General features: G+C 34.9%; 37 protein-coding genes. 2 read left to right on the top strand and 35 right to left on the bottom strand.

Features of this window, described 5'->3' with window-relative positions; genetic code table 11:
- Positions 1-6 precede the first annotated feature (6 nt).
- From Q0F04_RS01545 to Q0F04_RS01375, 35 genes are all read right to left on the bottom strand, one after another.
- Entirely contained in the window at positions 7-963 is a 957-nt protein-coding gene (locus Q0F04_RS01545) for a hypothetical protein (RefSeq protein ID WP_295749359.1), read from the bottom strand.
- On the bottom strand, positions 963-1,673 hold the full coding sequence (locus Q0F04_RS01540) for a LysM peptidoglycan-binding domain-containing protein (protein ID WP_295749357.1): 711 nt from the start codon (positions 1,671-1,673) through the stop codon (positions 963-965). Before Q0F04_RS01540 ends, Q0F04_RS01545 begins: the two co-directional genes overlap by 1 nt.
- Positions 1,674-1,686: 13 nt before the next feature.
- Complete coding sequence (locus Q0F04_RS01535) at positions 1,687-3,945, bottom strand: hypothetical protein (RefSeq protein WP_295749354.1); 2,259 nt, start codon at positions 3,943-3,945, stop codon at positions 1,687-1,689.
- A gap of 228 nt (positions 3,946-4,173) precedes the next feature.
- Positions 4,174-4,614 (bottom strand): hypothetical protein, encoded by a 441-nt coding sequence (locus Q0F04_RS01530; RefSeq protein ID WP_295749351.1) that lies wholly within the window; start codon positions 4,612-4,614, stop codon positions 4,174-4,176.
- An 11-nt stretch (positions 4,615-4,625) separates the two neighbouring features.
- Positions 4,626-5,060: a phage tail tube protein gene (locus Q0F04_RS01525; protein ID WP_295749348.1), complete on the bottom strand. Its 435-nt coding sequence runs from the start codon at positions 5,058-5,060 to the stop codon at positions 4,626-4,628.
- An 18-nt stretch (positions 5,061-5,078) separates the two neighbouring features.
- Complete coding sequence (locus tag Q0F04_RS01520; protein ID WP_295749345.1) at positions 5,079-6,140, bottom strand: phage tail sheath subtilisin-like domain-containing protein; 1,062 nt, start codon at positions 6,138-6,140, stop codon at positions 5,079-5,081.
- A 5-nt stretch (positions 6,141-6,145) separates the two neighbouring features.
- Positions 6,146-6,601, bottom strand: a complete 456-nt coding sequence (locus tag Q0F04_RS01515; RefSeq protein WP_295749342.1) for a DUF6838 family protein — start codon at positions 6,599-6,601, stop codon at positions 6,146-6,148.
- Positions 6,594-6,998 (bottom strand): HK97 gp10 family phage protein, encoded by a 405-nt coding sequence (locus tag Q0F04_RS01510; protein ID WP_295749339.1) that lies wholly within the window; start codon positions 6,996-6,998, stop codon positions 6,594-6,596. The genes Q0F04_RS01515 and Q0F04_RS01510 overlap by 8 nt, the downstream gene beginning before the upstream one ends.
- Complete coding sequence (locus tag Q0F04_RS01505; protein ID WP_278736446.1) at positions 6,995-7,357, bottom strand: hypothetical protein; 363 nt, start codon at positions 7,355-7,357, stop codon at positions 6,995-6,997. The genes Q0F04_RS01510 and Q0F04_RS01505 overlap by 4 nt, the downstream gene beginning before the upstream one ends.
- Entirely contained in the window at positions 7,350-7,739 is a 390-nt protein-coding gene (locus Q0F04_RS01500) for a hypothetical protein (protein ID WP_295749331.1), read from the bottom strand. Before Q0F04_RS01500 ends, Q0F04_RS01505 begins: the two co-directional genes overlap by 8 nt.
- Positions 7,678-7,908: a hypothetical protein gene (locus Q0F04_RS01495; RefSeq protein ID WP_295749328.1), complete on the bottom strand. Its 231-nt coding sequence runs from the start codon at positions 7,906-7,908 to the stop codon at positions 7,678-7,680. The genes Q0F04_RS01500 and Q0F04_RS01495 overlap by 62 nt, the downstream gene beginning before the upstream one ends.
- A gap of 11 nt (positions 7,909-7,919) precedes the next feature.
- On the bottom strand, positions 7,920-8,780 hold the full coding sequence (locus tag Q0F04_RS01490; protein WP_295749325.1) for a hypothetical protein: 861 nt from the start codon (positions 8,778-8,780) through the stop codon (positions 7,920-7,922).
- A 15-nt stretch (positions 8,781-8,795) separates the two neighbouring features.
- The gene (locus Q0F04_RS01485) at positions 8,796-9,401 is read right to left on the bottom strand and encodes a DUF4355 domain-containing protein (protein WP_295749322.1); all 606 of its coding nucleotides are present in this window, start codon (positions 9,399-9,401) and stop codon (positions 8,796-8,798) included.
- Between the two features lie 38 nt (positions 9,402-9,439).
- The gene (locus tag Q0F04_RS01480) at positions 9,440-10,456 is read right to left on the bottom strand and encodes a minor capsid protein (protein WP_295749319.1); all 1,017 of its coding nucleotides are present in this window, start codon (positions 10,454-10,456) and stop codon (positions 9,440-9,442) included.
- On the bottom strand, positions 10,449-11,801 hold the full coding sequence (locus Q0F04_RS01475) for a phage portal protein (RefSeq protein ID WP_256267939.1): 1,353 nt from the start codon (positions 11,799-11,801) through the stop codon (positions 10,449-10,451). Before Q0F04_RS01475 ends, Q0F04_RS01480 begins: the two co-directional genes overlap by 8 nt.
- Before the next feature lie 3 nt (positions 11,802-11,804).
- Complete coding sequence (gene terL, locus Q0F04_RS01470; protein ID WP_295749312.1) at positions 11,805-13,571, bottom strand: phage terminase large subunit; 1,767 nt, start codon at positions 13,569-13,571, stop codon at positions 11,805-11,807.
- Between the two features lie 238 nt (positions 13,572-13,809).
- Positions 13,810-14,325 carry a transcription termination/antitermination NusG family protein gene (locus Q0F04_RS01465; protein ID WP_295749309.1) on the bottom strand — a complete coding sequence of 172 codons (516 nt, stop codon included), beginning with the start codon at positions 14,323-14,325 and terminating at the stop codon, positions 13,810-13,812.
- Between the two features lie 2 nt (positions 14,326-14,327).
- Entirely contained in the window at positions 14,328-14,876 is a 549-nt protein-coding gene (locus Q0F04_RS01460; protein WP_278464018.1) for a phage protein Gp27 family protein, read from the bottom strand.
- Positions 14,877-14,880: 4 nt separating this feature from the next.
- Positions 14,881-15,222, bottom strand: a complete 342-nt coding sequence (locus Q0F04_RS01455) for a hypothetical protein (RefSeq protein ID WP_256267943.1) — start codon at positions 15,220-15,222, stop codon at positions 14,881-14,883.
- A 2-nt stretch (positions 15,223-15,224) separates the two neighbouring features.
- Entirely contained in the window at positions 15,225-15,581 is a 357-nt protein-coding gene (locus tag Q0F04_RS01450; RefSeq protein WP_278464019.1) for a hypothetical protein, read from the bottom strand.
- Positions 15,582-15,687: 106 nt separating this feature from the next.
- The gene (locus tag Q0F04_RS01445) at positions 15,688-16,020 is read right to left on the bottom strand and encodes a Mor transcription activator family protein (protein ID WP_256267945.1); all 333 of its coding nucleotides are present in this window, start codon (positions 16,018-16,020) and stop codon (positions 15,688-15,690) included.
- Positions 16,008-16,457 carry a phage protein GemA/Gp16 family protein gene (locus Q0F04_RS01440; RefSeq protein WP_295749301.1) on the bottom strand — a complete coding sequence of 150 codons (450 nt, stop codon included), beginning with the start codon at positions 16,455-16,457 and terminating at the stop codon, positions 16,008-16,010. The genes Q0F04_RS01445 and Q0F04_RS01440 overlap by 13 nt, the downstream gene beginning before the upstream one ends.
- A 17-nt stretch (positions 16,458-16,474) precedes the next feature.
- The gene (locus tag Q0F04_RS01435; protein ID WP_278464021.1) at positions 16,475-17,107 is read right to left on the bottom strand and encodes a hypothetical protein; all 633 of its coding nucleotides are present in this window, start codon (positions 17,105-17,107) and stop codon (positions 16,475-16,477) included.
- Positions 17,097-17,354, bottom strand: a complete 258-nt coding sequence (locus tag Q0F04_RS01430) for an AbrB/MazE/SpoVT family DNA-binding domain-containing protein (RefSeq protein WP_295749298.1) — start codon at positions 17,352-17,354, stop codon at positions 17,097-17,099. Before Q0F04_RS01430 ends, Q0F04_RS01435 begins: the two co-directional genes overlap by 11 nt.
- Before the next feature lie 85 nt (positions 17,355-17,439).
- Entirely contained in the window at positions 17,440-17,607 is a 168-nt protein-coding gene (locus Q0F04_RS01425) for a hypothetical protein (protein WP_295749295.1), read from the bottom strand.
- Complete coding sequence (locus Q0F04_RS01420; protein WP_295749292.1) at positions 17,567-18,172, bottom strand: transglycosylase SLT domain-containing protein; 606 nt, start codon at positions 18,170-18,172, stop codon at positions 17,567-17,569. The genes Q0F04_RS01425 and Q0F04_RS01420 overlap by 41 nt, the downstream gene beginning before the upstream one ends.
- 54 nt (positions 18,173-18,226) lie before the next feature.
- Positions 18,227-18,445 (bottom strand): hypothetical protein, encoded by a 219-nt coding sequence (locus tag Q0F04_RS01415; RefSeq protein WP_278464025.1) that lies wholly within the window; start codon positions 18,443-18,445, stop codon positions 18,227-18,229.
- A gap of 1 nt (position 18,446) precedes the next feature.
- A complete protein-coding gene (locus Q0F04_RS01410; protein ID WP_278464026.1) occupies positions 18,447-18,626 on the bottom strand; it encodes a hypothetical protein in 180 nt (59 codons plus the stop codon).
- A gap of 10 nt (positions 18,627-18,636) precedes the next feature.
- Positions 18,637-19,008, bottom strand: coding sequence for a hypothetical protein (locus tag Q0F04_RS01405; RefSeq protein ID WP_295749286.1), 372 nt, complete (start codon positions 19,006-19,008; stop codon positions 18,637-18,639).
- Positions 19,009-19,029: 21 nt separating this feature from the next.
- A complete protein-coding gene (locus Q0F04_RS01400; RefSeq protein ID WP_278464028.1) occupies positions 19,030-19,293 on the bottom strand; it encodes a hypothetical protein in 264 nt (87 codons plus the stop codon).
- 68 nt (positions 19,294-19,361) lie between these two features.
- On the bottom strand, positions 19,362-19,619 hold the full coding sequence (locus Q0F04_RS01395) for a hypothetical protein (protein ID WP_295749279.1): 258 nt from the start codon (positions 19,617-19,619) through the stop codon (positions 19,362-19,364).
- A gap of 85 nt (positions 19,620-19,704) precedes the next feature.
- The gene (locus Q0F04_RS01390; RefSeq protein WP_295749276.1) at positions 19,705-20,652 is read right to left on the bottom strand and encodes an AAA family ATPase; all 948 of its coding nucleotides are present in this window, start codon (positions 20,650-20,652) and stop codon (positions 19,705-19,707) included.
- Entirely contained in the window at positions 20,645-22,573 is a 1,929-nt protein-coding gene (locus Q0F04_RS01385; protein WP_295749273.1) for a Mu transposase C-terminal domain-containing protein, read from the bottom strand. The genes Q0F04_RS01390 and Q0F04_RS01385 overlap by 8 nt, the downstream gene beginning before the upstream one ends.
- Positions 22,574-22,646: 73 nt before the next feature.
- Positions 22,647-23,249, bottom strand: a complete 603-nt coding sequence (locus tag Q0F04_RS01380; protein WP_295749270.1) for a helix-turn-helix transcriptional regulator — start codon at positions 23,247-23,249, stop codon at positions 22,647-22,649.
- Positions 23,250-23,251: 2 nt separating this feature from the next.
- Positions 23,252-23,461, bottom strand: a complete 210-nt coding sequence (locus Q0F04_RS01375) for a helix-turn-helix transcriptional regulator (protein ID WP_295749267.1) — start codon at positions 23,459-23,461, stop codon at positions 23,252-23,254.
- 149 nt (positions 23,462-23,610) lie between these two features.
- On the opposite strand from Q0F04_RS01375, the gene Q0F04_RS01370 reads away from it, so the two are divergent.
- Positions 23,611-24,069, top strand: coding sequence for a helix-turn-helix transcriptional regulator (locus Q0F04_RS01370; RefSeq protein WP_295749263.1), 459 nt, complete (start codon positions 23,611-23,613; stop codon positions 24,067-24,069).
- 559 nt (positions 24,070-24,628) lie between these two features.
- The gene (locus tag Q0F04_RS01365) at positions 24,629-24,826 is read left to right on the top strand and encodes a hypothetical protein (protein ID WP_295749261.1); all 198 of its coding nucleotides are present in this window, start codon (positions 24,629-24,631) and stop codon (positions 24,824-24,826) included.
- The last annotated feature ends 201 nt before the right edge of the window (positions 24,827-25,027 follow it).

Raw genomic sequence — 25,027 nt, 5'->3', positions numbered from 1 at the left:
TCCTTTCTAGGATGTAGGAAGTTCCTTTTCATCCATCATATTTTCGAATGCTAATGTGAGTGACATTTCGTGTTTCCCATCCATAAATGTGTGAGAATCACTTTCAATATAAAAAAGACCGTATAGTCCAGATTTACTTTCTTGTACCGCCACTGAATATCCTGATATTGCACGAACATCACCTAAAGCTAGAACAGAACCATTTTTATCAATTCCATGCATGAGAGCTTTTGCCTCAACGTTGGAATCTTTTCCATCTTGTGTTTTATAAACCTTTTGAATTGTTCCATACTTATTCATCGAGTCAATATCTTCTAATGTTCTGATGGCATTTCCTTCTTTATCGGTAATCACCACTTTATTGACTACATTTTCAGAAGTAACTGAATAAGTGCTATCTTCAAGATTGTACGTACCTTCTAAAACCACATTTGAATACTGACCTTTTTGGATGATACTCAATTTGTTTATATCTTTCATGATAGGAATATAAACATTTCCAGTTTGATAGCCCGCTTGTGTATAAGCAATCATTATTGCTTCATAAGCGGTTTTCCCAAGACAAGGATAATAAACCTTAACATTTGTTGAAGCTAGACTTCCAACTGGAATATTAAGATCGTTACAAATAGATCTTGTAATTGCTTCAGGAGTTGAATTGAATATCTTAGATATTTCTGACTTATTGACATAGAACAGTAAATCGTACGCTAGAAAAGTGAAACTCTTTTCTGCTGCTTTTCTATCTTTTTTATGAATAACTCCACCAAAGATAGCTTTTCCTGCATCATCCTTAAAGATGATGTCATCTCCTTCGTTGATAGAAACTGCTGGCATTAACTTATCTATGTCGTTTTGATAAATTACGAAATTGAGCTTTCTTGATACTTCTTTTGTATCGCCTGACCATGTTATCTCCCTTACAAGCTCAATGATATCTTTTCCACCTGTTAATAATTGCATTATGGAATCGTTATACTCGTGCCTGGAAAAATCCAGTGTCCGTTTTGTGAGCTTCTAAACCCTCGGCTTCGGGCTACAGACTCTATAGTTCCACTATTAGCGTTATATATCTTCGAATATTGAGCGCCATTACCATAGTATCTTGTAGCAATCGCCCATAAAGTATCACCACTTTTGATCGTGTATGATCTTCCTGCAGATGAACCACCTGATGGTTTGGCTTGTGTGGGAGCGGTTGGTGCAGGTCTTCTTTGAATCGAACTTTTCACTTTGGTCGAAACCTTAACGGTTGGGACGTTTAAAGTCTTGTATTCAACTAACTCAATACTGTAATAAATATCATTATCTCCTTCACGATGTGTTGTTGTGAAGTTATTGATTGCCATGGCTAAATTGATATCCATATCTGATATGATCAAGCGCACAATCATATTTTTATCTTTCCATTTTTTAATAAGAGCCTTGCACTCCTGTGGTGTCCTAGCTCCTCCATATCTTTTATAAAAAGGGGAACTTTCAGAAGGGAAGAAACTCTCAAGTGTTGTTGTTATCAAGCCTCTGTTCCCTAAAAGAAGTGCAGTTCCCACTTCCAACAAATTAATCTGCTGGTTATTTTGCATATCGGTAAAAACAATAGAAGCTGGATTTACTGATAGCTTTAAAAATTCCTGTCGGTTATTCACATTCAATTCAATTATTCTTCTTTTCATGCAAATCTCCTTCCTATAAATTTTCAACAACTTCTAAAATCTTATCAGCAACTTCTTCAGCAATATCATCAATATCATCTTTTTCTTTGACTATGATACTGTCAGCAAGTTTCGCAATCGTAATGACTACTGATAAAGTCTTTCCACTAGAAGCTGGAAACATAGCGTTTCCATTAGTCATCGGTATATCTTTACCTACAGTAGGCAATTGGATACTGAATCCAGCCATCCTACTCATAATCTGTCCTGCTAACTGACCAATCCAACCTGTATTTCTTTCAAGAGGCATAACCACTTCTTTACCAGCTTCACCAATGACCGCTGTTGTTGCCTCGTTGACAACACCACCTTTGGCAAGGTATGGGATTTGCCCTAAGTTTAATCCCCAGTGTTGACCACCAACACCTGGAACCCAGGCAGGGATATCAACTGAAATACTATTAATTGCTCTAATTGCTCCATTGATAATCGCAATGACTGCATTCATAGGAGCTTTACAAATTTCAGCAATTCCACCAAAGATTGATGCAAAGGCATCTACGACACCTTGCCAGCTTCCTGTCCAAATAGCACTGATCAGATCAAGTCCACCTTGAATCACCGAACTAATACCTGATATCGCATTCGTTACAACCTCACTGATTCCTGCGAATGTATCTGAAATAATAGGTGCTATCGCTACGATAACATCTGCAATCATTGAAAAAGCAGTTCCAAGTGGAGGCAATACAGTTGTGACTATGTTTCCGATTGTTGTAACGAGAGTAGAAAAAATTGGCTGAACTGCAGGTAAGATACGAGCAATCGCTTGAATAATCTGGTCAATGATCGGTGTTGCCTTGATTACTACATTTTGTATCGTAGTAACAATCGTTCCACCAAAAGCCATAATTGGTGGCAGCATCTGCTGAACTCCTAAAATAATTGATTGGATTGCAGGCATCATCATTTTGAAACCATTGATAAACGATGGCATGATTGATGATATATATTGAATTCCTTTTCCAAGGCCTTCACCAAACTTTACCCCGAACTCTTGGACATAAGGCATCGCTTTATCAATCAAACCGATAATGTTTGTAAAGACTGGTTTTAGTTGTTCTACAATATTCAATCCAAAATCAGCAACTCCTGACTTTAACTTACCAGTAATTGTAGATAATAACCCTGTACCAGTTGTAGCCAGTTTGGCTGCAGCACCTCCATAGAAGTCTTCTAAATCTTTGGAAACACCTTCAAACCCTTTTTGTTTAAATTCATCAGCCGATACTTTAAAGCCAAATTCCTTTAAACGTTCCATTTCTCCAAGTTTCGCATCGGCTAAGGCTTCCATAGCATCACTGACTGATTTTGTTCCACCTGAAGCAGCCGCCATATCTTCTGCCAACCGAACCAAGGACATTGCTGATTTCGTGTTCCCCTGTGTAATCGCTACTGCACGACTTCCTGCTTGAATGACTTCGCCAGTTTCGAATGGTGTCGCATTGGCATTTTGTCTTAACTGATTAGTAAATGTTTTTGCAGCTTCTTTTATCTGTGATTCACCATAGTCTTTATTGGTAGCCCCGATAAAATGTTCAATGCTGACTTGTTGATTTTCTAAAGCCATTCCTGATTTGACAGCAGCCCCAAGTGCAGCAGCTGTGCCTGTAGCTACTACTGTAACAGGAACAACTAATTTCTTTCCTATTTTAGCCAAACCCTTCATAGCAGAAGATATACCACTAGCTGTTTTATTGACTGCTGTTATCGTTGCCTTAAAGGCTTTTTGGGTTAACGTCTTTAAAGCAACCTTGATTGGAGACAACTTGCTGGTTATCATGTCCTTCAATAACACTGCTGGTCTTGCAACTGTTTTTGAAAGCCACTTTGTTTCTGTTTTGATTTTACTAGCCTTTGAAGTGAAGTTATCCTTAATCTTGACAATAGGGGAAACCACTTTATTTTTTAGACCATCAAACAATTTATTTGTAGATTTCAGTTTTGATAATGCATGATCTCTAATTTTAACAATCGGCGCAACTGCCATTGTTGATAGTTTTAACATCCTTTTATAAATACTATTTAACTTGATTAAAGCTGCATTATCTTCTAAATGAAACCTCGCTTTTAGGTTATTCTTAAATTCATTTGCTTTGGATTGCATGGCTCGAATTGATTTCATGGCTGATGTTGTTTCAATAGCTGGCTTATATTTATGATCCCATGCTTTTTTCAACTCATCTCTTGTTGATTTGACTTCATCCTTGAAAGTCTTATGCTCATCTTTCAACTTTTTAAGCGTTGCTATACCTTCATCTGAAATCTTAATCTTTTCAACAATTGCCATTCTTGCCACCTCCAATCTTAATCTGCGCTACTTTTTGCATATCTTCTATTGCTACATCCATAGAAGCTTTATAAAAAAGTTTGTAGTAATTCGGCAATTCTACAAACTCCTCTATTTTCCATCCTAATTGAACATAATGATGTAGCAGATTAAAATCACCATTAGTTCGAATTAGTTTTTTAAATTTTCTAGTCCTTTATCAACGACTGTAACTTTGTTTTTACTTAGTACGCCTGATTTTTCCATGATGATCATGGCAGCTTCCGTAATTTCGTGTCGTTCAAACATTTCCATTACTTCCATAGGATGAACAATATCACCAGCTTCTTTTAAGGCTTGGCCTAATTTTTTCAATGATGGTTCAACTGACGCAATATACATAGCATATTTATCTGCTCCGTTTGGATCATCACTTTCATACGCCAAGCAATCATTGATTTCAGCATCGGATAAAGTTCTGAATTTAATTTCCAACGGTTGTCCTTCACCATTTTCATCTTCTAGCTTTTCAAAAGAAGGGAAGCTTAAAGTGTATTGCACGAATGATTTTTTTCTTTTCATAGCTGCTGAAGCTTTCGCAGCAAATATTTCTAATGTTGATTTCTTTTCCATGTAAATCCTCCTTATCGTTTGATCGTATCTAAGTTAACTGCATCGCTTGGTGTAAAGCCTCCAGTTAATTCTTCTTCAATAAGCGCTCCTTTTTCGGCAACGAATAATGGAATATCATTCCACCATACATTATCGAATGACCAGCGCTCTTGTTGAGCGTCCACTGCATCAGGATCTGCTAACTTTGCAATTACTTGAGAACGTACATCCTTACCTTGAACATAATTCTTCATAACGTCATTGTAATTGCTGTATGTTTTATTAATTGTGATTGAGATTTCTCCTTTGAGGCCTGTCATCTTGCTGTCGATATCAATACCCATCTGAACTTCTTCTCGATTGGCTGATACTTTCGCTTCAATTTTTTTGAATTCGATAATTGGAACACCATCTACCCAAATTTCACCCCATGTCCCTGAAAGGACTTTGTTTCCTCTTATACTCATCGTTGTATCCTCCTATTCCTACATATTGATTTCCATTTTTAAATCTTCCATTGCATCAACAAACTTGATTGCCGCAGTTAAAAAAACCAAACTTCCTGTATTGGCTTGTAAAATTTCAATATCACTCATAGCTTCAGTATCTTCGCCTTGACTTAATAAATAACTGCGTTGGTCTTCGAGCGAAATTGCACAACTGTTATTGTAAGTACGATCTAATACATCTCCTTCCATGCTTTTGAAATATGTAACAATCGCTGCTACTAGATTTTGTTTATTGTCGTAATCGTTAATAACCTTGCCCACATACTTTTCTTCAAATGTAGTCTTGATATCTTGATAGACGGTATCTTTACTTTCAATAACCTTAATCTTTTTAAGATCTTCATTGTTCCCTGAAGTATAACTATTGATACCTCTTGCGATTTTGTATTTTTCTCCATCGAACAAAATAACCAATTCGCCTTTATTGACTAATTCTTCAGGATTACTAGGAATGTCAGCTGAGATAATATCTGTTAGAACATAGTATGTTAAACTTCGAGATAAACTTAGCCCAGCAACAATACCAGCAATACGAGCACAATATTCAGCAGCTGTTAGCTTCACTTCATTTCCTGTGATTGTTGAAACAATATTCCCAGTTGTGAAATTAATAATCCCTTCGCAATCCGCAGCATGATTGGCAAGTACTGCTTTAAATGTTTTCTTGTTATTAGTTCTTTGCTCTTTAATCCATGAACTAATAACTGGAGTGCTTTCTTCATTTGCGGATGGGACAACTAAATAGTTCCATTTATAGTTTTCTAAAACTTTTAATGCCTTACTATAGTTGTTGTCTTCTTCTGGAATTACCGCAACCATGACTTTGTATGGTGCTCCATCAAAAATCAATTTCAAATAGCGATAGTTCTTCTCACTCATTTTTTCAAATTCTACATCACTCAAACTTTTATAAATACTAAATGGAATCGCACCTGCAGTATTGTCTTTTAGAATGACTGCAACAACTCCACGCTCGCTTCGTTGAATAATAGATTGAGCTTTGCTTTTAAACTCAATCAAAATTTGTGGTAAATTCATAAAATTTAATCCTCCTGTACAAAGTTAATGTTTAGATTTTCTGCAAGTACACCTTGCTCTTTATAATCAATCGCAATCACATCTCTAAACCTCAATGTGAAAGTGTAATGTCCTATATTGTCCACGATTTTAAAAGAACTGTTTTCAATTGTGATTGAGCGTTCGCCAATTTGAACATAAGGCAAAAAGTTTTGATCCATTGTTTCCATCCAATTATAGAAAGTGTTGCTATCTGCTTCATCATTGATATAAGCAACATCAACAAACAACGCTCTATCTCTTAAATACTTTCCAAATAGCGCTGTACTGATTGGAATCAAAGAAACATGGAAATACTTATAAATTTGGTTTTCTTCAACACTTGAATCTGTTTTGCTGACATTTGTAAAAAATACATCAATGTTTTCCGCTTTTTTTAAAAGGCTGGTTATGGCTGTTTTAATTTCTGTAATCTTAATCATTTAGATCATGCTTATTTATAAAATCACTCAACCAGTCTCTTAAATAAGAAGGTAACTGTATTTTTAAAAGTTCAACTGATATCTCCATCATATGAGCTCCTTCAACAAAACCACCACTTTTTGTTCTATGTCCATACTCGACAGGTTCAGCATACTCAACATTGTTATATACCTCGATGTAATAGTTGTTCCCTCGTTTGACCAGTTCTCCGACAAACCAATTTTCTTGAAGATGGCTCGTGCGTACTGGAGTAGCATCAGCAGTAGCAGCTTGAAGATCGTTTGCAACTTGAATGACCATCTGTTCAAACTCGTGCGGATAATCGTGCGAAATGATTTGTACAAGTTTCTTTTCAAATTCATCTAAACCTTCAATTACAATATCCGTTTGACTCATGCTGTATTCTTACCCTCCAAGACTGGAAGCTCTGCATGACTTGGTAAAGTATATTGTTTTCCAGCCACCAATACATAGCGTGTGCCTTCGTGTGTACAAACGATTGTGTCATTCTTTTCAACATTTATTTTTGGATCATAAAACAACTTATAATCACTTTCGATTTTAACGTTTACATCATTTTTATTTGACTTGCCATTAGAAAAGCTAGACAAGGCGCATGGTATATCATCATATATTTTTTTGCCATCTAGGCCTTTATAAAAGACACTTTCGCCAGTCGGTAAAGTGTCTTTAAAAGGTCGATAAACGCTCATTTTATCATAATAAGTTAATGCTAGAATTTCAGCTTCACTCATCATTAGGATCTCTTGGAAGCCTCATTCTTTTAAAGTGGACTAATTGACATGAATAATCTTTCATAAAGTCAATTGCATTGTTATAGGCTGAAGCAGGATCTTTGTAGGTAATGCTTGTATCACCTCGACTCACGCTGGCAACTTCCTTGTTATCGGTAGCAACAACTTTGTCAGCCATCAGCATTTCTTCAGTGATTTCTGCTACAACTGATTCCAGTGCTTCAGGTAAATCATTACGATTGCAATGCGCTAAAACCTTTAATCTAACACGGTTTGCATATCGTGTGATAATCGGTTCTAACTGTTCTTTTTGTTCATCACTAAGATTTCTTACCTTTGGATGTTCCAGAACTTCCTTCAGTATCTTTGTCATTTGTTCCATCTGTAGAGCCTCCTTTTTCAAGTTCATTAATCTTCTTTTTCAAAGAAGTGTTTTCTTCTGATAGTTTTTTGATTTCACCATCTTTTTTAGAAATTTCTTTTTTTAATTCTTCCAATTCACTTCCAGGCTTTTCAGTGCCTAAACCAATTACTGTTCCTTTTGTTTCCATATCTTGTTCTCCTATTCAGAATCGTGTGAGCAATAAACTCCAGCTAATTTATTTTCATAAACGTGCGCGTATAAGTTGTTGTTTCGATAATCCCACTTATGAGAATCGCCATTCTGGTTTTCATCAGGTGAAAAATACTTGATCCATTGTTCCATCGCTGATACTGCAGCTGATTTTTCAATCACAACAAAGTTGACGTTTTTACCAGTTGTTGGTGTTTTCTTATAACCATATTCACTTTTTCCATCTGCCAATGTGATTTGAGTGTACATTCTAGATTGTGGCATTTTGATGATTGTTGAGAACTTATCTAAAATCTTTTTAGATTTGGTTGTATCCATATCTTCAATCAATGAAAGGTAAGAACCGACAATGAACAGGATACGTGATTCTTCAGGCACTTCATCGTTATCCATTTTGTCCGATGCTGCTCTTAATGCTTTAACAACAGCTGCTCCGTCAGCTAATTTTTCTTCTTTTACTGTAATACCAGTAGTTCCACAAATTTTAGCAATACGAGCTGCATCCGTTTCAGGAATAACCTTTGTACGAATGAATTCGCTTAATAGTTTAGATGCAGGCATTTCTAATGCTTCTTCGTTATCCATTCGGTCGATGTTTAACTCTTGAGAACGTTCTTTGTCATATTTGACTGTTTCCCAAGCAAATTTTGTTCCTCCTTTTGTATAACCCGATTTACGGTCATAGTCACCAAGTGCATCCATGTCAATTTTTGCAACCTTGATTTCACCATGTGCTCCTTTTAAAACAGTGGTTTCATCACCTTCAAGGATAGAAGTCTTAGCTTCCTGTTTATAAAGTTCATCCATCAAAGGTGCAAATAAAGTAGCATAATCAATTACATTTTCCATTTTTCTTTCCTCCTATTACTTAATTCCCATATATTTTCTGATTTTATTTTGTTTATCCTGCATATCATTGATTGCGGCATTTGAATGAAGTCCTTCAGGTGTCTTACCTTTTAACTTCTCTTTAATTCCATTTTCAAGACACTCACTATAAGTTTTAATAATATGATCCAACGATGCTTCAGCAGTTTCTTTTGTTGAATAGTTAATAATATCTGCCAATTTTACTGGTAAACCAGCTTCATCTAATTTTTTGATTGCATCGTTTTTAGAATTGTTGACCATAATCTCATGTTCCAACGCCTGAATCTTCTTGTCTTTTTCAGCATCTTCTTCTGCTTTTAATTCTTCAGGCGTCAAGGATGCTTTTCTTTCTTTTTCAGCCTGTGCTTTTTTATATTCTTCAATAGCATCTGCTTTCGCTTTTTCAATGGCTGCATCCATATCTTCCTTTGATAAAGCGCCTTCTTGAGCCTCATCCTCCTTTGGTTCTTCAGCAGTTGGTTCTGCTTCAACTGTTGTTTCTACCTCCGATGGTTCTTCATCACTCTTTTTGCCAAAAATAACTTCTTTGATTTTTTCTCCGATTGTTTTTTCTTGTTTTGTTTCTTGAGCTTCTTCCATTTTGTTTTCCTCCTTTAACCACTCTCTATAACAAAGCCTTATTTCGCTTTATTACCATTTTTAACAAATCTTTCTTTCCATTTTTGATAGTTGATATTCTTTTCCAACGGAACGACATTTCGTTCTTGATCAAAAATACTCATTGCGTGAACTGCGATTACTCGGCATTTGCAATTCGGATGCATTGGCGGACAATTGACACCGACTATTGCATCTTCGATTTTGAACTTTTTACCATTCAATGGTATGCATTTGGGACATCCAGCGCCTCTGTACATATATTCATCAATCTTCATTTTTTTATATGACATCAATTGCGCTTGTTGAGCAAAATACTTTGCTTCTGTTCTAACCACACGCTCCGTAACATATTTACCTTTACCAAGAACATCATCAATTCGCTTTGTCATCTTCTGAATAGAACTTCCATCCACAAACCCCGTTGCCAGTTCTTTTCTTAAGGTTTCGGTCAATTTGTCAATGTTATCCCAAATCGTTTTGGAATACACTTTCGTTGACCATGGGTATTCAAGAACACTTTTAACCAGTTGAGGATTAAATCTTGCAACATTAAATCCCAAGCCGACTGTTTTTTGAACAGAATAGAAACCACGATAATAGTTGTTGACAAGTACGATGCCAAGATGCTTTTTAATACTTCTTGTGGTTTTATTAGCTAAATTCATCATTTCTTTATCAATCTGCGAAAGCAGTTCTTCCTTTCTTGAAAGGCTTGTCTTAGCTGATAAAGTATTTAATTCCATTAACATCTTTGTTCCATCAGCTTCTTTTTCTATTTGTTCAATGTATTCTTCAATACTTTTTTTCCACTTAGTAAATTCTTGGCTGCTTAGTAGCCCTTTTGCTTCCTCGATAGATATTTCATTGTTTTCGGCAAATCGAATCAAGGATCGTTGAATATCTGCTTTTAAGCGTTCAGCTGCTTCATCATAGACATCCAGTAGATCTTCTACAATGTCATCTATTTCTTCTAGCTCATCCAATAGACAATCTTTAGCAATTGCTAACTGTTTTTCTTTTTCATTCTTATTCATCCAATTCATCCTCGCTAAGCTTAAATGCTTTGACTAGATTTTGATAAACACCTTGCTTGACCTCTTCATCTTCATTTTCTTCTTTGATATTTTCCAATTCTTCTTGAACATTTTCGATATCGTCCAATTTAGAAAGTAGTGTTTGATGAGAAATGAACGGTGAAATCATTTGAGCAATTTGAGCGTTCTCTAGCTTGTTTTGAGGTCGATTTCGATTAAATACGACATTGATATCTCGATAGTCATAATTGCCGCCGAATAAATTCAAAATATTGGTAATCAATTCAATCCTTCTTTGAAGCGATTTTTTAAATTTTCTTTCTTTGATTGCAACGACTTGATCCATTGACCACATCTTGTAAGAAATAGCCACACCTGAAAGATTAGATGCAAAAGCATTATCTGTCATATTCGGAACTGAACTAAACAAATGCATGTCACTTACTAGGCGGTTCTTATAGTTTTCTAAAGCTGTATCATTAATTTCTTTTAACATCCAAGATACATCACCGCCATCGTCAAGAATGATTGCTCCTTTTTTTCGCATCTCTTGAATGTCGGTTGTTGTTACATCTCCAAGCTTAGAAATCTTCATCAACGCCTCATCGTTATATTGGAATAAATTTGCTGTATTCGATTGGACTGTGTTATAGGCATCCACAATACTGATGATGCCTTCAAAATCACCAATTCGCTCTTCATTGTTGACAAACTCAACTACTGGAACATCTTTCCAGTAATGATCAACAATATCTTTCAACTGTAAGCTTCCACCAGCTCTTGATTCAAAATACCAGGTGCTTTCACTTGTGCTGAATTCCAACTTCAATATTTCGACCTTTCGCTTGGTATATGAACGAATAATACGAATAAAACCTAAATAGTTATCTTCGCCACCTGAATCACGAATCAAGATACCTTCGTTCGCTGGCACTTTGGTAAAACGAATATTGGCATCTTCGTCAATATATAAAATTTCAAAGCAATCGCCATGAATGGATGCTTTTTTAGCAATTTCTGTGTTTTCGTCCTGTTCATCGTTGTATTCAAGTACATTCTGTATCTTTTCCATATACTCATCATTCTGTGAGTTGTATTTGATAGGATCTCCAACAAAATAACCAACCATACTATCAGTAATGTACTTACACATGTTGTTGACAATCTTATTATTGGGATCGTTTGCGTTGTATTTTTGCTTGTACACGATTTTATGCTTCCCAGCATAGTAGTTATCAAGAGTTCTATATGTACTGTTTAAATATCGGTTTTCCATATAGATTCTTTTGATATCATTTTCATCCAAAGAGTTAAAACTCTCTTTATCCATATAAATTACTGCCATTTTCTATCCTCCAAAAAGCGAACGGTCTAATATTCTGAATCTCTTTCCTTTTTTAGCAATCGTTCGTGCCATTTCCAATGCATCAGGCGCATCATCATGGCTTGCCATAGGAAAATGCATAAGCTGTTCTAAAAGCAATTTGTGTCTACGATTGAACTTGATGTATTTATTCTTGATGTCAGGTTGCAGCGATTGAATACGCAGCACCTTGTCACCAGTTGAATTGATTTCTTCGATTGGCAAGTAGAGCCCAGCTTTAGCAGAAGCTTTGGAAATTTCCTCTTTCAAGAACCATTGGAACTGTACAGTTTCACAGCCAAGTTTTTTAAAACCTTTTCCATAAGTCTTTCTAAGCCATCTTTCTTTTTCGAGCACATCGTTAATGATGCGATCAGGATGTCTACGCATCACATCGGCATCAATAACATACATATATCCAGTTGCCTTTTGTTTGGCGATAGTGATAATGGCTGAATAGTCTGATTTCTTATTCTTACCAAGCGATGGATCTACTGCTCCATAGAATTCAAAATCCTTCGAATTAAAGTTCATTTCAAATTCGTTGTAGTAATCAAACCATTCTTCCTGGAACAAGCAATCATCAGGGCTGATTGGTTCATTCTGTAATTCTGAATTGAATGAGGCATCACCTTCAGACACCTTGATGCACATAAGGTTGTAATAGGAAAGTTTGTCTTCCCATAACACTTTTGTACCTTCCAGCATTTCTTTTTTATGTTGTTCAAAGAAATGCAACGCTTTAGCTTCATGTTCAGGTTCATCAAGGTCGGTATATATCTTTTCCCATTCATCCCATAGATCAACTGCAGATGAAAAAGAAAGGACTGCTTGATATTTAATGCTTTTATAGCTTGGATTTTTCAACACATTAGCAAGCAACGAATCATAATGAAGCATTGTTCCAATATAAATAATATCGGTGTAATCATCACCAGCTTTCGATACTGCCTTATAAAACCAGTCGGATAGTTTCTTTCGCTGGTCAACCGTTCTTACATTTTCATCATTCTCAATATCATCAAGAACCAATAAATCAGGCCTCCAATTCTTGTGCTTTCTACCACGAATCTTTTTGCCTGAACCAATAGCTTCAATTTTTATGTTTGTCTTTGTTAATAAAACGTTCGAACGCCATACCTTACCATCTAGTTTCCCAAAATCTTCGATGATATGTTCATTTTCTTCCATCTCGGTTTTAATAGAATCTAAGAAACTCTCAGCCTGTTCTGAACTATCGGACAAGATAATGATGTAGTGCTTATACTCATATAATGCTGCATGAAGTGATCCTTTGAATGTAAGGTTCGTTGATTTAGCATGACCACGAGGTGCAGCAATCGCTCTTTTGCAACCTGCCATTCTGCTTATCTTCTTTTGAACGCTTTTTGAAAGTGGTACTTCGTCTTTCATAACGCCATGCTTCCAAATGTTATCGAGCTCTTCATGAAAGTGGGGAGACTTTCTGACAAAGTAATGAGGAAGGTAGGCTCTTCCAAAAAATTCCATATCAAACGAAGCCAGTTTTTTTCGTATTCCATTCTTTCCAGTAAGAGGAGCTCCTCTTTCAAAATCATCAAGAAGTTGTTTTCTTAAAAGGTTGTTGTCCTTTTTTAAAAACTCTTTTAAAAGGTCGTTCAAATAGGTTGTATATTCTTGCGTATCATATGCTTCACTATCTGCTATTTGATTTTCAGCTTCCAAAATTCCTTCCAAAAGCATGTCTAAACTTCTTTTTTTGAGTCTTCCCATTCTATCATCTCCTTTCGTTGTATAAAAAAATCGCTATAAAGCGATTTTAAGCGTTGTTTTTTCTTGTACCCCACAATTACTCAACTTTATGCCTAATTCGTTTTTTAAAGGGGTTTTTGCGCGAATTAAAAGGTAATGCGCCCTTTACGAACATTAGGGTGTGCTTCGCCATCCTAGATATTTTATTTTCTAGGATGGTTCATGCTATTTAACCACCAATTTCCGCTTACAGGACGAATCAACCGTTTGTTTCTGTTGGCTTTGTAGTATCAATCACATTCAAACTCAACGTGATTTCTTTAATTTCATTACATACAGTAATTTCAAATGTTGCTTTTCTTTGTCTTTTATTAAAACTTTTTATTCTGCTTTTAAATTTTAAAAGGATACCTTTTAAAATGATGACATTTCCATCTTCATCTACCGTTACCTCAGTTGGTTCTAACGGATGACCATCGTTGTTTAAAATTTTTACCCATTCTTCTTCCAGGAAGGTAAGAGTGGATGGAGAAGTTTTGTCCCCCAAGAAACGTTGAACCCCATTAATACCTTTGATTTTGTAAAAGTCTTCGGCTTTGAATTTGGTTTGTACGAAAACATAGTTAGGAAATAATATGTATTCTCTTTGCATCCAAGCGCCTCCTGAACGAATCAAGCGACTTTCTCTTGGAACAAGAGCTTGATACCCAGCCAACTCTAATTGCTTCTGTATTTGAAGCTCTTGGCTTCCTTTCACTTGTATCACACACCACATATCTATCCCTCCATTTCTTCTGTTTTCTTTGTGTTTAAATACTGGACAAGTTCCTTGTATAGCTCAGGTTTTTCCTTCGCCATGGAAGAGAACAGTAATGTTTTAAATTCTTCAATCGCTGCATCCTTAACATCTTGGTTTTGGATTTCAACTCTTTTCTTATAAGCAGTCGCACGAATAAGTGCATTTGACTCCTTCATAAGTTTCGCTAAATCTACTTCATCCCAATCTTCTTCTTTCGTGCTTGCTAAGCGATTAAACACGTTACCTGATGTGATACGGATGATCGCTTCTGCCATATCTAAATCAGGATTACGATCCAATTCTTCTTTTACTAACTTGAAGTTCTGATGTGTCATCTTCAATGCTTCCATATTGGCATTGAACGAACGAGCATATCTACACACACTAGCTACAGATACCGATTGTTCATTTTCTTTTAGAAAATCTACAATTTCAGTATAAGTTGCATCAGACTGAAGCATAGTTTCAACTACAGATTTAAGATCTTCAGGCAAGTTGTCAATCTTACTGTGTTTCCGATTGGCCATAGGTTTAAACCTCGATCATATCGTCTACAATGTTTCTTGCTAAAAGCTTTATTCCTTTGCTAGTAAGTTTAGCTTCAAGGTTTCTGTAGTTGACATCCTGAGATAGCTCCAACACTTCATTTCTTGTAGCGATATCTCTTAAGCGAATATATTTTTCTTCAGTCAAATAGTTGATGCAGTCTAAAAACTCCCATTTTTCAACTCCATCCATTTCTAACACTGTTTCAACGCTTTTAAGTTCGTTGTACTTGTATCTAAGAACATTAATCGTTCTTAACACGCGACCATTGTTGCTGATAAAGTTTGCAGCTTCTAGTCGCTTCTTTAATGTTTCTTTATCTGCCATTTCTATACCCTCTCTTTCAATAGTAATTTATAGATTTCATCTAGTTTATTTTCTGTTTTTCGTTGTTCACGAATAAAGTCTTCTTTCGTTAAGAACTGTTTTTGTGCTTCTTTTAAATCGTTTCTGAATTCTTTGACCGATTCTTTGAATTCGGTTTTAGGCGTGTAGTCAGTTTTAATATCTTGAATATCTTTCTTGACTTCTTTAATGATTTTTTCATGAGCAACTTCGGTAAGATAATCTTTTTCAATTTGCTGAATTTTATAATCTGTTTTATCAATCTTGTCCATAGTCTTTTTTAAAAAGTAAGTGATAATTGTAATTACTGTACCAATTGCCAATTCTAAAAAATAATCCATTTCTATACCTCCTTGCTCGTTATTACAAGGCAAATTTTAGATAAAAAAAAGAAAGTGGTAAAATAAACTACTTTATAGTTAAACTTTACTACTTTCTTTAAATTTTCTATAAATCAAACAATGTGACTTGTCCTTCGTATGGATCGATTTTTTTGTTTTTGAACAAATCGCCGATGATTGTTCGTATCTGTATTTCTGATAAGCCATACTTCAATGCGAGTGCTTTGATATCCCCATTTTTTTCATACTCAATGCGTATTTTCTCATTACGTTTTCTTCGCTCGATTTCACTGAACTTAGGAATATAAATGCTTGTTCCTGCATAATAGTGAATCAACCTCTTATAGGCTTCTAAACCAATGACTTCAACGACTTGTAACTGTTCTTCATTTAAATCATCTAATGTTACATCTGCACTTTCTGTCATTAATTCATCCATTTTCTTTCAGCCGTCCTAACGTAGTTTTTTAAAATTTCAATCAGTTTGTTTCCATCATCTCTTGAAAGACGATTAAATATGCGTTGTGGGGTTGATTTTACTTGGAACTGTCTTTCTATAATACCCGCCAATCTTTCGCCTACAGGAGCATTATTTGGTTCTCTATCCAAAGATTGAAGCTCATACATCAATGACCAGCATTTCTTCTTTTGTCCTGCTGTCATAACTTCATCAATCTTATTATTCTGTTGTTTTTCCAAGTAGGCGATGATTTCATTGGCTTCACGATACGTTAGTTCCTTAGTTGAATGTTTACATGTCTGACTAAAAATAATCATATGCAAGATGTCATTATCTTTATCTTGGCGATCAACATATCCTAATGCATTTGCAATAGCATATATTTTTTTGGTCTGCCATCTCTCAACAGTTTTCATAAGATTGCTCCTTTCCGTTATTCCGCTTCTAGCGTTACCTTGATTGAATCTTCAACAATCAATGAACTCTTGATTTTAGCAACTGCTTCTTCAACCGTTCCATCAAATCCCGAAGCTTCAATGATTCTCAAGATATTTTGATAAGCCATAACATCCTGTACAAGGAATGCATTATCACTCGCTTCTTTTTCGCTAAGGTCTGTGTACTTCAAGATGTTCTTTTGATCTTGCTTGTATTTTCCTTTTAAACGTTTCATAAGAAGCGCTTGTTTCTTCTGATCAGGAGTCATATGAGTGACAACATTAGATAATGTGTCTTCAATATAATCTCCTTTGAACATATTCGCCAACATTGTTTTGGCAACATCGGTCAATGAGAGCTTTGTTTCTTCTTTAATAAAATCAGGAACAGTCTTTCCTAAAACCTCTTTGATAACTACCCACGAAATTGGTTTTACTGTAGCCGCATTTTGTACGATGACTTTAGCACCATTATTTCCATAGATTTCTACGGTTTTTAGTTTTGTATCCTGCAGATCTTTTTCGGCGTATTCTTCAAAATCAGCCTTTAAATTTTCCATTTCATTTTTGATGCCAGCCAATTGTGCATCTAATTCAGCGTAGCGATCAACTTTCTCTCTAATTTCCATGTTCGCCACCTCCAGCAAACTTACTAGCACATGTAGTGCATAGTTCTACATTATTAAATACTTTTACATGGTCAGCAGTTCCACAACACATGCATGTGGGAATATGCTTTTTGATGAGAAGGCTATTGTCTTCCGTTTGAACGATTTCTACTGCTGCACCTTTTGGAATGTTCATCTGATGTCTAATCTGTGCAGGAATCGTAATTCCACCAGTTCTAGAAATCTTTTTAAATAGTTTGTTTTCCATCTGTTTTTCCTCCTTTGTTTTCCTATGCTCCACTCTGCATTATCCGAGGGCTTGTGACCTCCGTTGGCTGCATTAGAGCAATGGGTTATTTATCCCCAGTGCATTTTTTGTATTCATCTTCTGTAATCGGATAGGCTTCTTTAACATATAAAGAAAAGTAAGCCATAAACTCTTCCTCTGTTAGCTCTTCATCAATCTCGACAAATCGCTTTTCACCGTTCAGATTCTTGATCACAAAATACTGTGATTTCATATTGAGTACCTCCTATCAGTTCTTTTGCTTTTAATACTTTTTTAGAGTAGTCTGTTTCATAAATGCCTTGTTCCCATAACTTTTGAGCTCCTGCAAAACCAATGTTATAAGCCATAAGCATTTGATGTTCGCTTTCGTTCCATTTCAACTTGCTTAATAAGAAGATGCCAGCCTTAGCGCCTTGGTATGGATCAAGCATATTTGTTAGTCCTAACTCTCTTTCTACCTCTTCAAAATTGACTTTATTGACTTGCATAAGTCCAAAATCATCTGTGCATGATATATCTTCTGGATTGAAATTACTTTCTACTTTCATAATCGCAAGTACTAATTTCATATCTAATCCTGCATCTATGCACTCTTCTCTTATATAATCTTGCAAATCCATATCAAGAGGGACATTGTAGTATGTTTTGACCTCTGTTTTTAACTCCTTAGCTTTAGTTTCAACAATTTGTGTTTCGACTTCTATTGGTTTATTCGCAGGAGTAATTGTCAATGCATATATCTTATTCGTTACTATGATAGTGATTATTAGTGAAACCATCAGAAGAGATCTTTTCATTGCTTCATCCTCTTGCATTTTTTAAGTTTGTTTAAAACCACTTTTTTATCCATGTTAAACTCCTATTTCATTGTCACTTTCTCTTATTTTTTCTAGATCTTGATACATAAGAAGTACGCTTAAGTATGCAATTGAACCTAGCAAGGTTGAAGTGAGGACTTTGGGCTTTGACTTGAGATATTGCATTTGCGTATTGAAGTGTATATTTTCTTCATATAAGTGCTTGTATCTTGGGTTTTTAGTTACTTTTTCAAAGAATTCTTGTCCAGTCATACTATTTTTCGATTCTAGCTTCCAATTTTGCCTGAAGCTCTCTTTTTTCCTTTTCATACTCGTGCACTAAACTCCAATCACAAGCATCCCATCGGTCTTTCATATCGATACAGAACAACTCTCTGTCAATCCATTCAATTCTTCTTTTGATTTGTTCATTGGTCATATTCTGATATTCCATTTTTATCACCTCACAATTCCCATATAGGTTTAAGAACTTCAATGATCTGTTCATATGTCATCTTATTATCGTTCTCTTGAAACTTTTGATCTAAAACTATCGCACATTTCTTAAGTTTTAAAATGCCAAGATCTTCTTTACTTACATTTCCATATCGACCTGAATTCGTCATCATTCCTAAAACGATCATAAATGTGTTCAGTTTTGCATATTCTACTAAGCTGTAATCTTTCCATTCATCACAAACTTCTTGAGCAAACTTCTTTCTGTTTAGTCTTGGCTTATCAGGCGGGATAATCCCTTTTTCCTGTAAATCCTTTTTGAAACGTTTTCTTTCGTCTTTTTCACGATTGGTCATACGTTTATATTTCTTCGCTGCCATATACTCCTCCTACTTTAAGAACTAGTTACCATATCTTCTTTTATCGTCATGTTTTTTCAACTTGCATACTAATTCAAAAGTCGTTTGTATCTTTTCTACATTAAACAATGCATCTTCTTTGATTCGATAAACATATAGATATCGTCTGTCATCTCGGATATAAACTGTTTTCGTTGCCAGCTTTAACAATTCTTCAGCAAGATAAGTATCACCAAACCAATGCAATGAGCCGACCATAGTGATAACTCTAGCTTCAAAGTATAGAGAATCTTTTTCTAATCTCATTAGCTTCACCTCCTCACTCTGCATTATTCGAGGGCTTGTGACCTCCGTTGGCTGCATTAAGGAGGACTTTATTCGTCCTCAGTTTTGAATGTGTGTGTGCATTTACAATTTAGCGTTTGTTTTCCTTCTAAATAGGCTTTTTTAATTCTAATCTCTAGATCTTCAGCCATAATAGCTGCAGTTACAATCACAAGAATCAATAGAATAGATGCTAATAACAAACAGTCTTGTATGCTTAGCTTAGAAGTTACTTGACTAAGCAAAACACCTAAAATCACTCCGATTACAACGCTAATCAATGTTTTTTTAATTTTTCTCTTTCGCACTTTCATTTCTCTCCTTTTTATTGTTTTTTATACTTACATAGATTGCATATACAACTATGGCAGTGCAGATTTTATAGATCATTTGTTAAATAACCTCTATTCCTAATGTTCTAGCCATGGCAAAGAGTCCGTTGACTGAAACATCATCATTGTTAATGCTATTTTCATAAACATTGGTTGCTCCACGAATGCCCCATTTTGATTTACAAACACCTTTTAAGAAGTTCAATTCTTTATTCAATCCTTGTTGTTTTAACGCTGGGAATAATTTTTCTACATCATCATCCGTAACATTGGATGTTGAATAATATCGGCTCATCTTGATTCTTGAAAATAGCTGAGCGAATTGTGCTTCCTGTTTTCCTTTCATCTTTGAATAGACCTCTGTATTACCAATCAACACGATTCCAACACCCTTTGTTCCTGTGATTGAGTTTGGATCAGCAAGTGTTCTTATCTGTTCAAGAGCCGATAATTTCAAGTGTTGAGCTTCATCGATGATGATCACTCTGTTTGTTCCTTCAAGCTTATCTCTAATCGAAAGCATCAACTCCATCTTGTTTCTACTTTCAGGAATTTTAAGTGTCCTAGCTAGAAGTCTAAGCATATTGCCTAGAGTTCCAGCTACAGGACTCATTTCCATATAGATTGCTTGCGTTGGATTTTCTCTTACATACTTCTGCGCCGCTTTTGTTTTGCCAATTCCTGCATCACCATGGGCGATTGCGATACCTCCATTTAATTGAGCATATCTAATCATCTTATAAATATCTTCGCTGATAGAAATAGGAATGTAATCTTCCATTGGTTTATATGTTTGAACCTTTTCTTTGATTTCCTTTTGTTCAGTAATAGTGTCTAAATATTCAACGATTTTAGCTTCTACTGCTGTTACATCGCCTTTGTATTTACCACCTCTATACTGCGAAAGAGCTGTCATACTCACGCCAATCAGTGGCGCAATCTTCGCTTGAGAAACACCAGCTTCTTTCATGTATTTCTCAAGTCTTTCTTTTACTGCAACGTTAAGCATAATAATCTCCTCCTTGTCGCTTAATTGAGTTTATATTCATCTTGTCTAAATCCACATCATGCACTTTGTATAACATTGGCTTTTCATCCGCATTTAAGATCTCTAAATCGTAGTTTGGTTTAGAAACATCACTGTCTTTGTTGTCTTTAGCAGATTTCAGCAACAATTCAAGTGCAGTATTTCTATCGATATTAGCAATGATTGAATCCTTGATTGCTTCCTTCGCAACTTTCTTAAGTTCTCTAGTTTTAGCCATCGCAAGTTTTACTTCGTCCTTACTTGCGCCGTATTCAAGTACTGCGACATTGTCTGCTTCAACTTCCATGATGAATCTATCATCAAGGTCATATACTCTAACTCTGGATAAATCATCTGGATCATATCTTAGATAAACTTTCTTATTCAGCATCTGCATGATTAATTCATTGTTGAAGTAATCCAGCTGAGTTCCACCAATCTTCAAACTAACGCCACGTCTTGTCACTTTTTGAGCTCGAGTGGATCTTAACATCATAAGATTTAACTGCTCTTCGGTTGCGGTTGTCTTCGTATGTAGGTTTTCCTGATAAACATCAATCTTTCTTTTACCTTTATCCGCTGCAACTGCACCGTTGTATTCTTCATAATTCAAGTAATATTCAATCAGCTCTTCTATTTCTTTGATAAATGCTTGTTTTTCAGGTATATTTCCGTTTTTAAGTTCAACTTTTAAGATCTCAGGCTTTTCAACTACATTTCCACCTGTATAAGTTGCAAATAATCTAGAAATACTATTTTTGAAATCTAAGAATCTTCGTTCAATAATCTTAGCTTTTGCGTTTCTAACGAGTGCATTGACCATATTGATTCCTAAGCGTTCAAGAATCGGAGGAGGAGTAAATTTATCTTCGTCCTTTTTCTTTTTTCTGTGTCCTGAACCGCCAAAGTCAAATGTTAAGAACTCTCGACCATTATCTAAGTAAACATTTTTAGGTATTCCATACTTCTTGATACCTCGTCTTAATGAATAAATTGAAGCTTGCGATGATGGGGTATCTGTAATGTAGATACATGTCATAATTCCGCTTCGTGCATCCATAAAGGCTGTTAGGTAAAGTCTGAACGTCTTTTCGCCATCCCCAACAATTACATCGATTGTATGGTTGTCTCCAATCCAGTAGTCATTCGAATCCATGTTGTCATAAGTTCTTCGTATGTATGGCGCACATCTATCATCAAATGCCTTATCTCCATCTCTTCCAAGAGTTAAGATTGCATCAGGAATATCGGCTTTTACATGTCTTGTAAAAGTACAATAAGCTGGTATATCCTCATATAACTCAGGTGCTGTATTTTGAATATATAGTTGAGTATATTGATAGCATTTTCTAAGTGGATGCTTTGCTTGATCTAACAAGAAGCTCAAGAATACTTGCCACACATGTTCATCAATTTTCGTGTAGCCTTTTTTCTTTTTTCCTCGTTTATCAATCAAGCCTTCTAGATCTCCATTTTTTAAAGCTTTAAACTTGCGGTAAAGAATACTTGTAGAGAAATTAAGCTCAGGATGTTCTAACTTCATCTTTGTGATGAATAGTTCATCAACTTCACTCTTATTTCTTGCGTTTTCTTTATTCCTGAAGGATTGCCATTCATTAATAACGTTTTCCCAAAAAACACATTCCTCTCTTTCTTGGGTGCTCATAAGCTCCAGCTTTTCAGCATTCTGTACTTCAATGTTAGTGTTTAAGATACCCTTAGATTGGTAGTATTTTTGTTGTTCCTCTTCTGTCAGTTGATCTAGAGGTATGGCATGAACTAATCTACCTCTTGAATTTTTAACTTGTACAGATTTATAAAATCCTTCTGTGACAAGTTGTTGAATTCTAACTCTGTGACATCCTTTTAATTCTGCTAATTCTTGAAGTGTTAGCGTCTCCATTTAACCACCTCCTCACTCTGCATTATTACGAGGGCTTGTGACCTCCGTTGGCTGCATTAAGAAGGACTGGTCATTATTTACCAGTACCCACTAATTCAAATGGATCTATAACCAGCTTCTCAGCTAGTATTTTTAAACTTGAATAATCAGGTAAATGAACTTTATTTTCATAATTAATAACTGATTTGAGAGTTAAGCCAGTGTAATAAGCAAATTCTTTTTGTGTCATTTTTAAAGAATTTCTTATTATTTTTAAATTCTCTGCAAAACTATTGCTCTTACTAACAACATGCAAATATTTGTGTTTAGATAAGTCATTCTCCATTAAGTACATAGGATTTACATTGAAGAGTTTTGCAAGCAAGCAAAGGTTTTTAGCTGTAGGTTCACGTCTACCAATTTCATAACTTGCAATTGTGTGATGAGAAATATTAGTTTTTTCTTCAATATCTTCTTGTTTAAGTTTGAAAGATTTTCTTAATAAACGAAGATTTTTACTAAAATTATTTGTTTTATGTTCACTCGTTTCTTCAACTAATGTGTCTATTTCACATTGTTCAACGTCTATGTTGGATTCGGATGCCCTTTCTATGTGAGAAAATATGCGATCTATTTCTTCGGTTTTAACACCCTTGTTATTGTTTTGTTTGTTATCGTTATAATAGAAAATAATCATTATTATTCCTCCTTAAAAATATCATTTACATTACATTCCAATACTCTTGCAATTTCTTTAGCTCTTAACGGATGTATCTTTTTTGTTTCTTGCCTTTCAATTCTGCTTAGAGCTTGATTACCTAAGCCTGCCTCAATAGATAATTTGCATTTAGACAAACCTTTAGCTTTTCTCTTCTTTTTGATTTCGTCAATATTTGGTATTAAATACATATAATCACCTCCAAATGTATCCATATGGCTACATTAGTTATATTATAAGATACCCACATGGTTAGGTCAAGACGTTTTTTTATTTATTAGATGTGTTTTTTCTATCCAAGTGGTTACATAATTGCTATACTATAAAAGAGGTGATAAGCGTGAAGCTCGCTGACAACATAAGACTTTTAAGAAAAGAAAAAGGTTTAACGCAAAAACAAATGGGTGAACAATTAAATATTCCATTTAGAACAATTATGAATTGGGAACGTGGCGTAAGAGAACCTAGCTCACAGAATATGGTTGCACTAGAAAAATTTTTTAATGTGAGTGGATCTTTTTTGCGTGGAGAAACAGATATAAGAGAGCCTATGATATGGGATGATTTAGATGTTCTAAATTCTATAAATAACGAATTCCCTCAAATGCTTAAAAGAGTATTAAATATATTTGAACAAGAAGACGAAGATAACCAACATGCAATTTTTACAATAATTTCTGAATTGCAAAGTATCTTAATGTCTAATAAAAAAGAAGAGAAAAAGAAAGTTCTTTACATGGCAATGCTTAATTTAAAAACAATTAACGATACATTAAAAGTTAATAAAACCCACGACTAAAATACTACATATATTAGACTTTATCTTCCCTTATATCCAAGTGCGATAGGATATATCAAAATACGATATTTTTATAAAAAAAAGATGCAAATTCCATTATAAAATCTGCATCTTTTTTATGTTTTCATTGACATAGTAGGTATACTATGTTATAATAATAATGTAAAGAGGGAAGGAGGTGTTAAGATGGATGAACATATTAGCGAGATTATAAAAGACCTCTCAGAAGCTTTCCTAGCAATTGTTAGTTCGATCTGCTTAATCATTACTACCATTATTACTGCTAGAAAAAAATCCAAGAAGTCCAAATCCAAATCTCGAAAAAGGGTTAAAAGATGAGGGAAACCTCATCTCCCTATTTCAATTATAATATAACATGTTCGTCTATCATCATCAATGAAAATCTTAGATATTATTGTATGCGCATTATCCTTAGTTGTTATTATTGAAGGCTTCGAAGGAGAGTTTGCCAATCCTACTATTTTTGATATTACGAAATGGATCAGCTGTATAGCAATGATTGCATGCTATATCAACTACAGAAAAAGAGGTGATTTAAATGACTGAATTTAATGAAAATGAATATAAACGAGAATGGAGAAAAGAGAACATGAAACCTGTTCGTGCGAGCTTTAAAAAAGACTTCGTAGATCAATTCAAAGAGGCATGTAAAATTCTTGGAATTAGTCAAGCAGACGCTATTCGTGAAGCCATGAATAATACTATTCAAAAAGCTGATGAAATTAGTAAAAAATAATAGCTTAAAATCACCTTTTAAGAAACGTAAAAAAATTAGTCTTTTTTTGAAAATCTCACTGTAAATCCATTTTTATTAAAAGGTTGTTGAAAACTATAAAAAAGCCGATAAAATGGGGGTTTTTGAGAATTTACAGTGAAAATCCTAAAAACTTACAGTGAGATTTCTTTTTTTACCTCTTAAAATTAAATTTATATATAC

Origin of the sequence: uncultured Holdemanella sp. (genome assembly GCF_934772795.1) — a bacterium.
In the GTDB taxonomy this organism is placed as follows: Bacteria; Bacillota_I; Bacilli_A; order Erysipelotrichales; family Erysipelotrichaceae; genus Holdemanella.
Note: the sequence above shows the minus strand (reverse complement) of the source record. Positions and strands in the feature narration are given on the sequence as shown.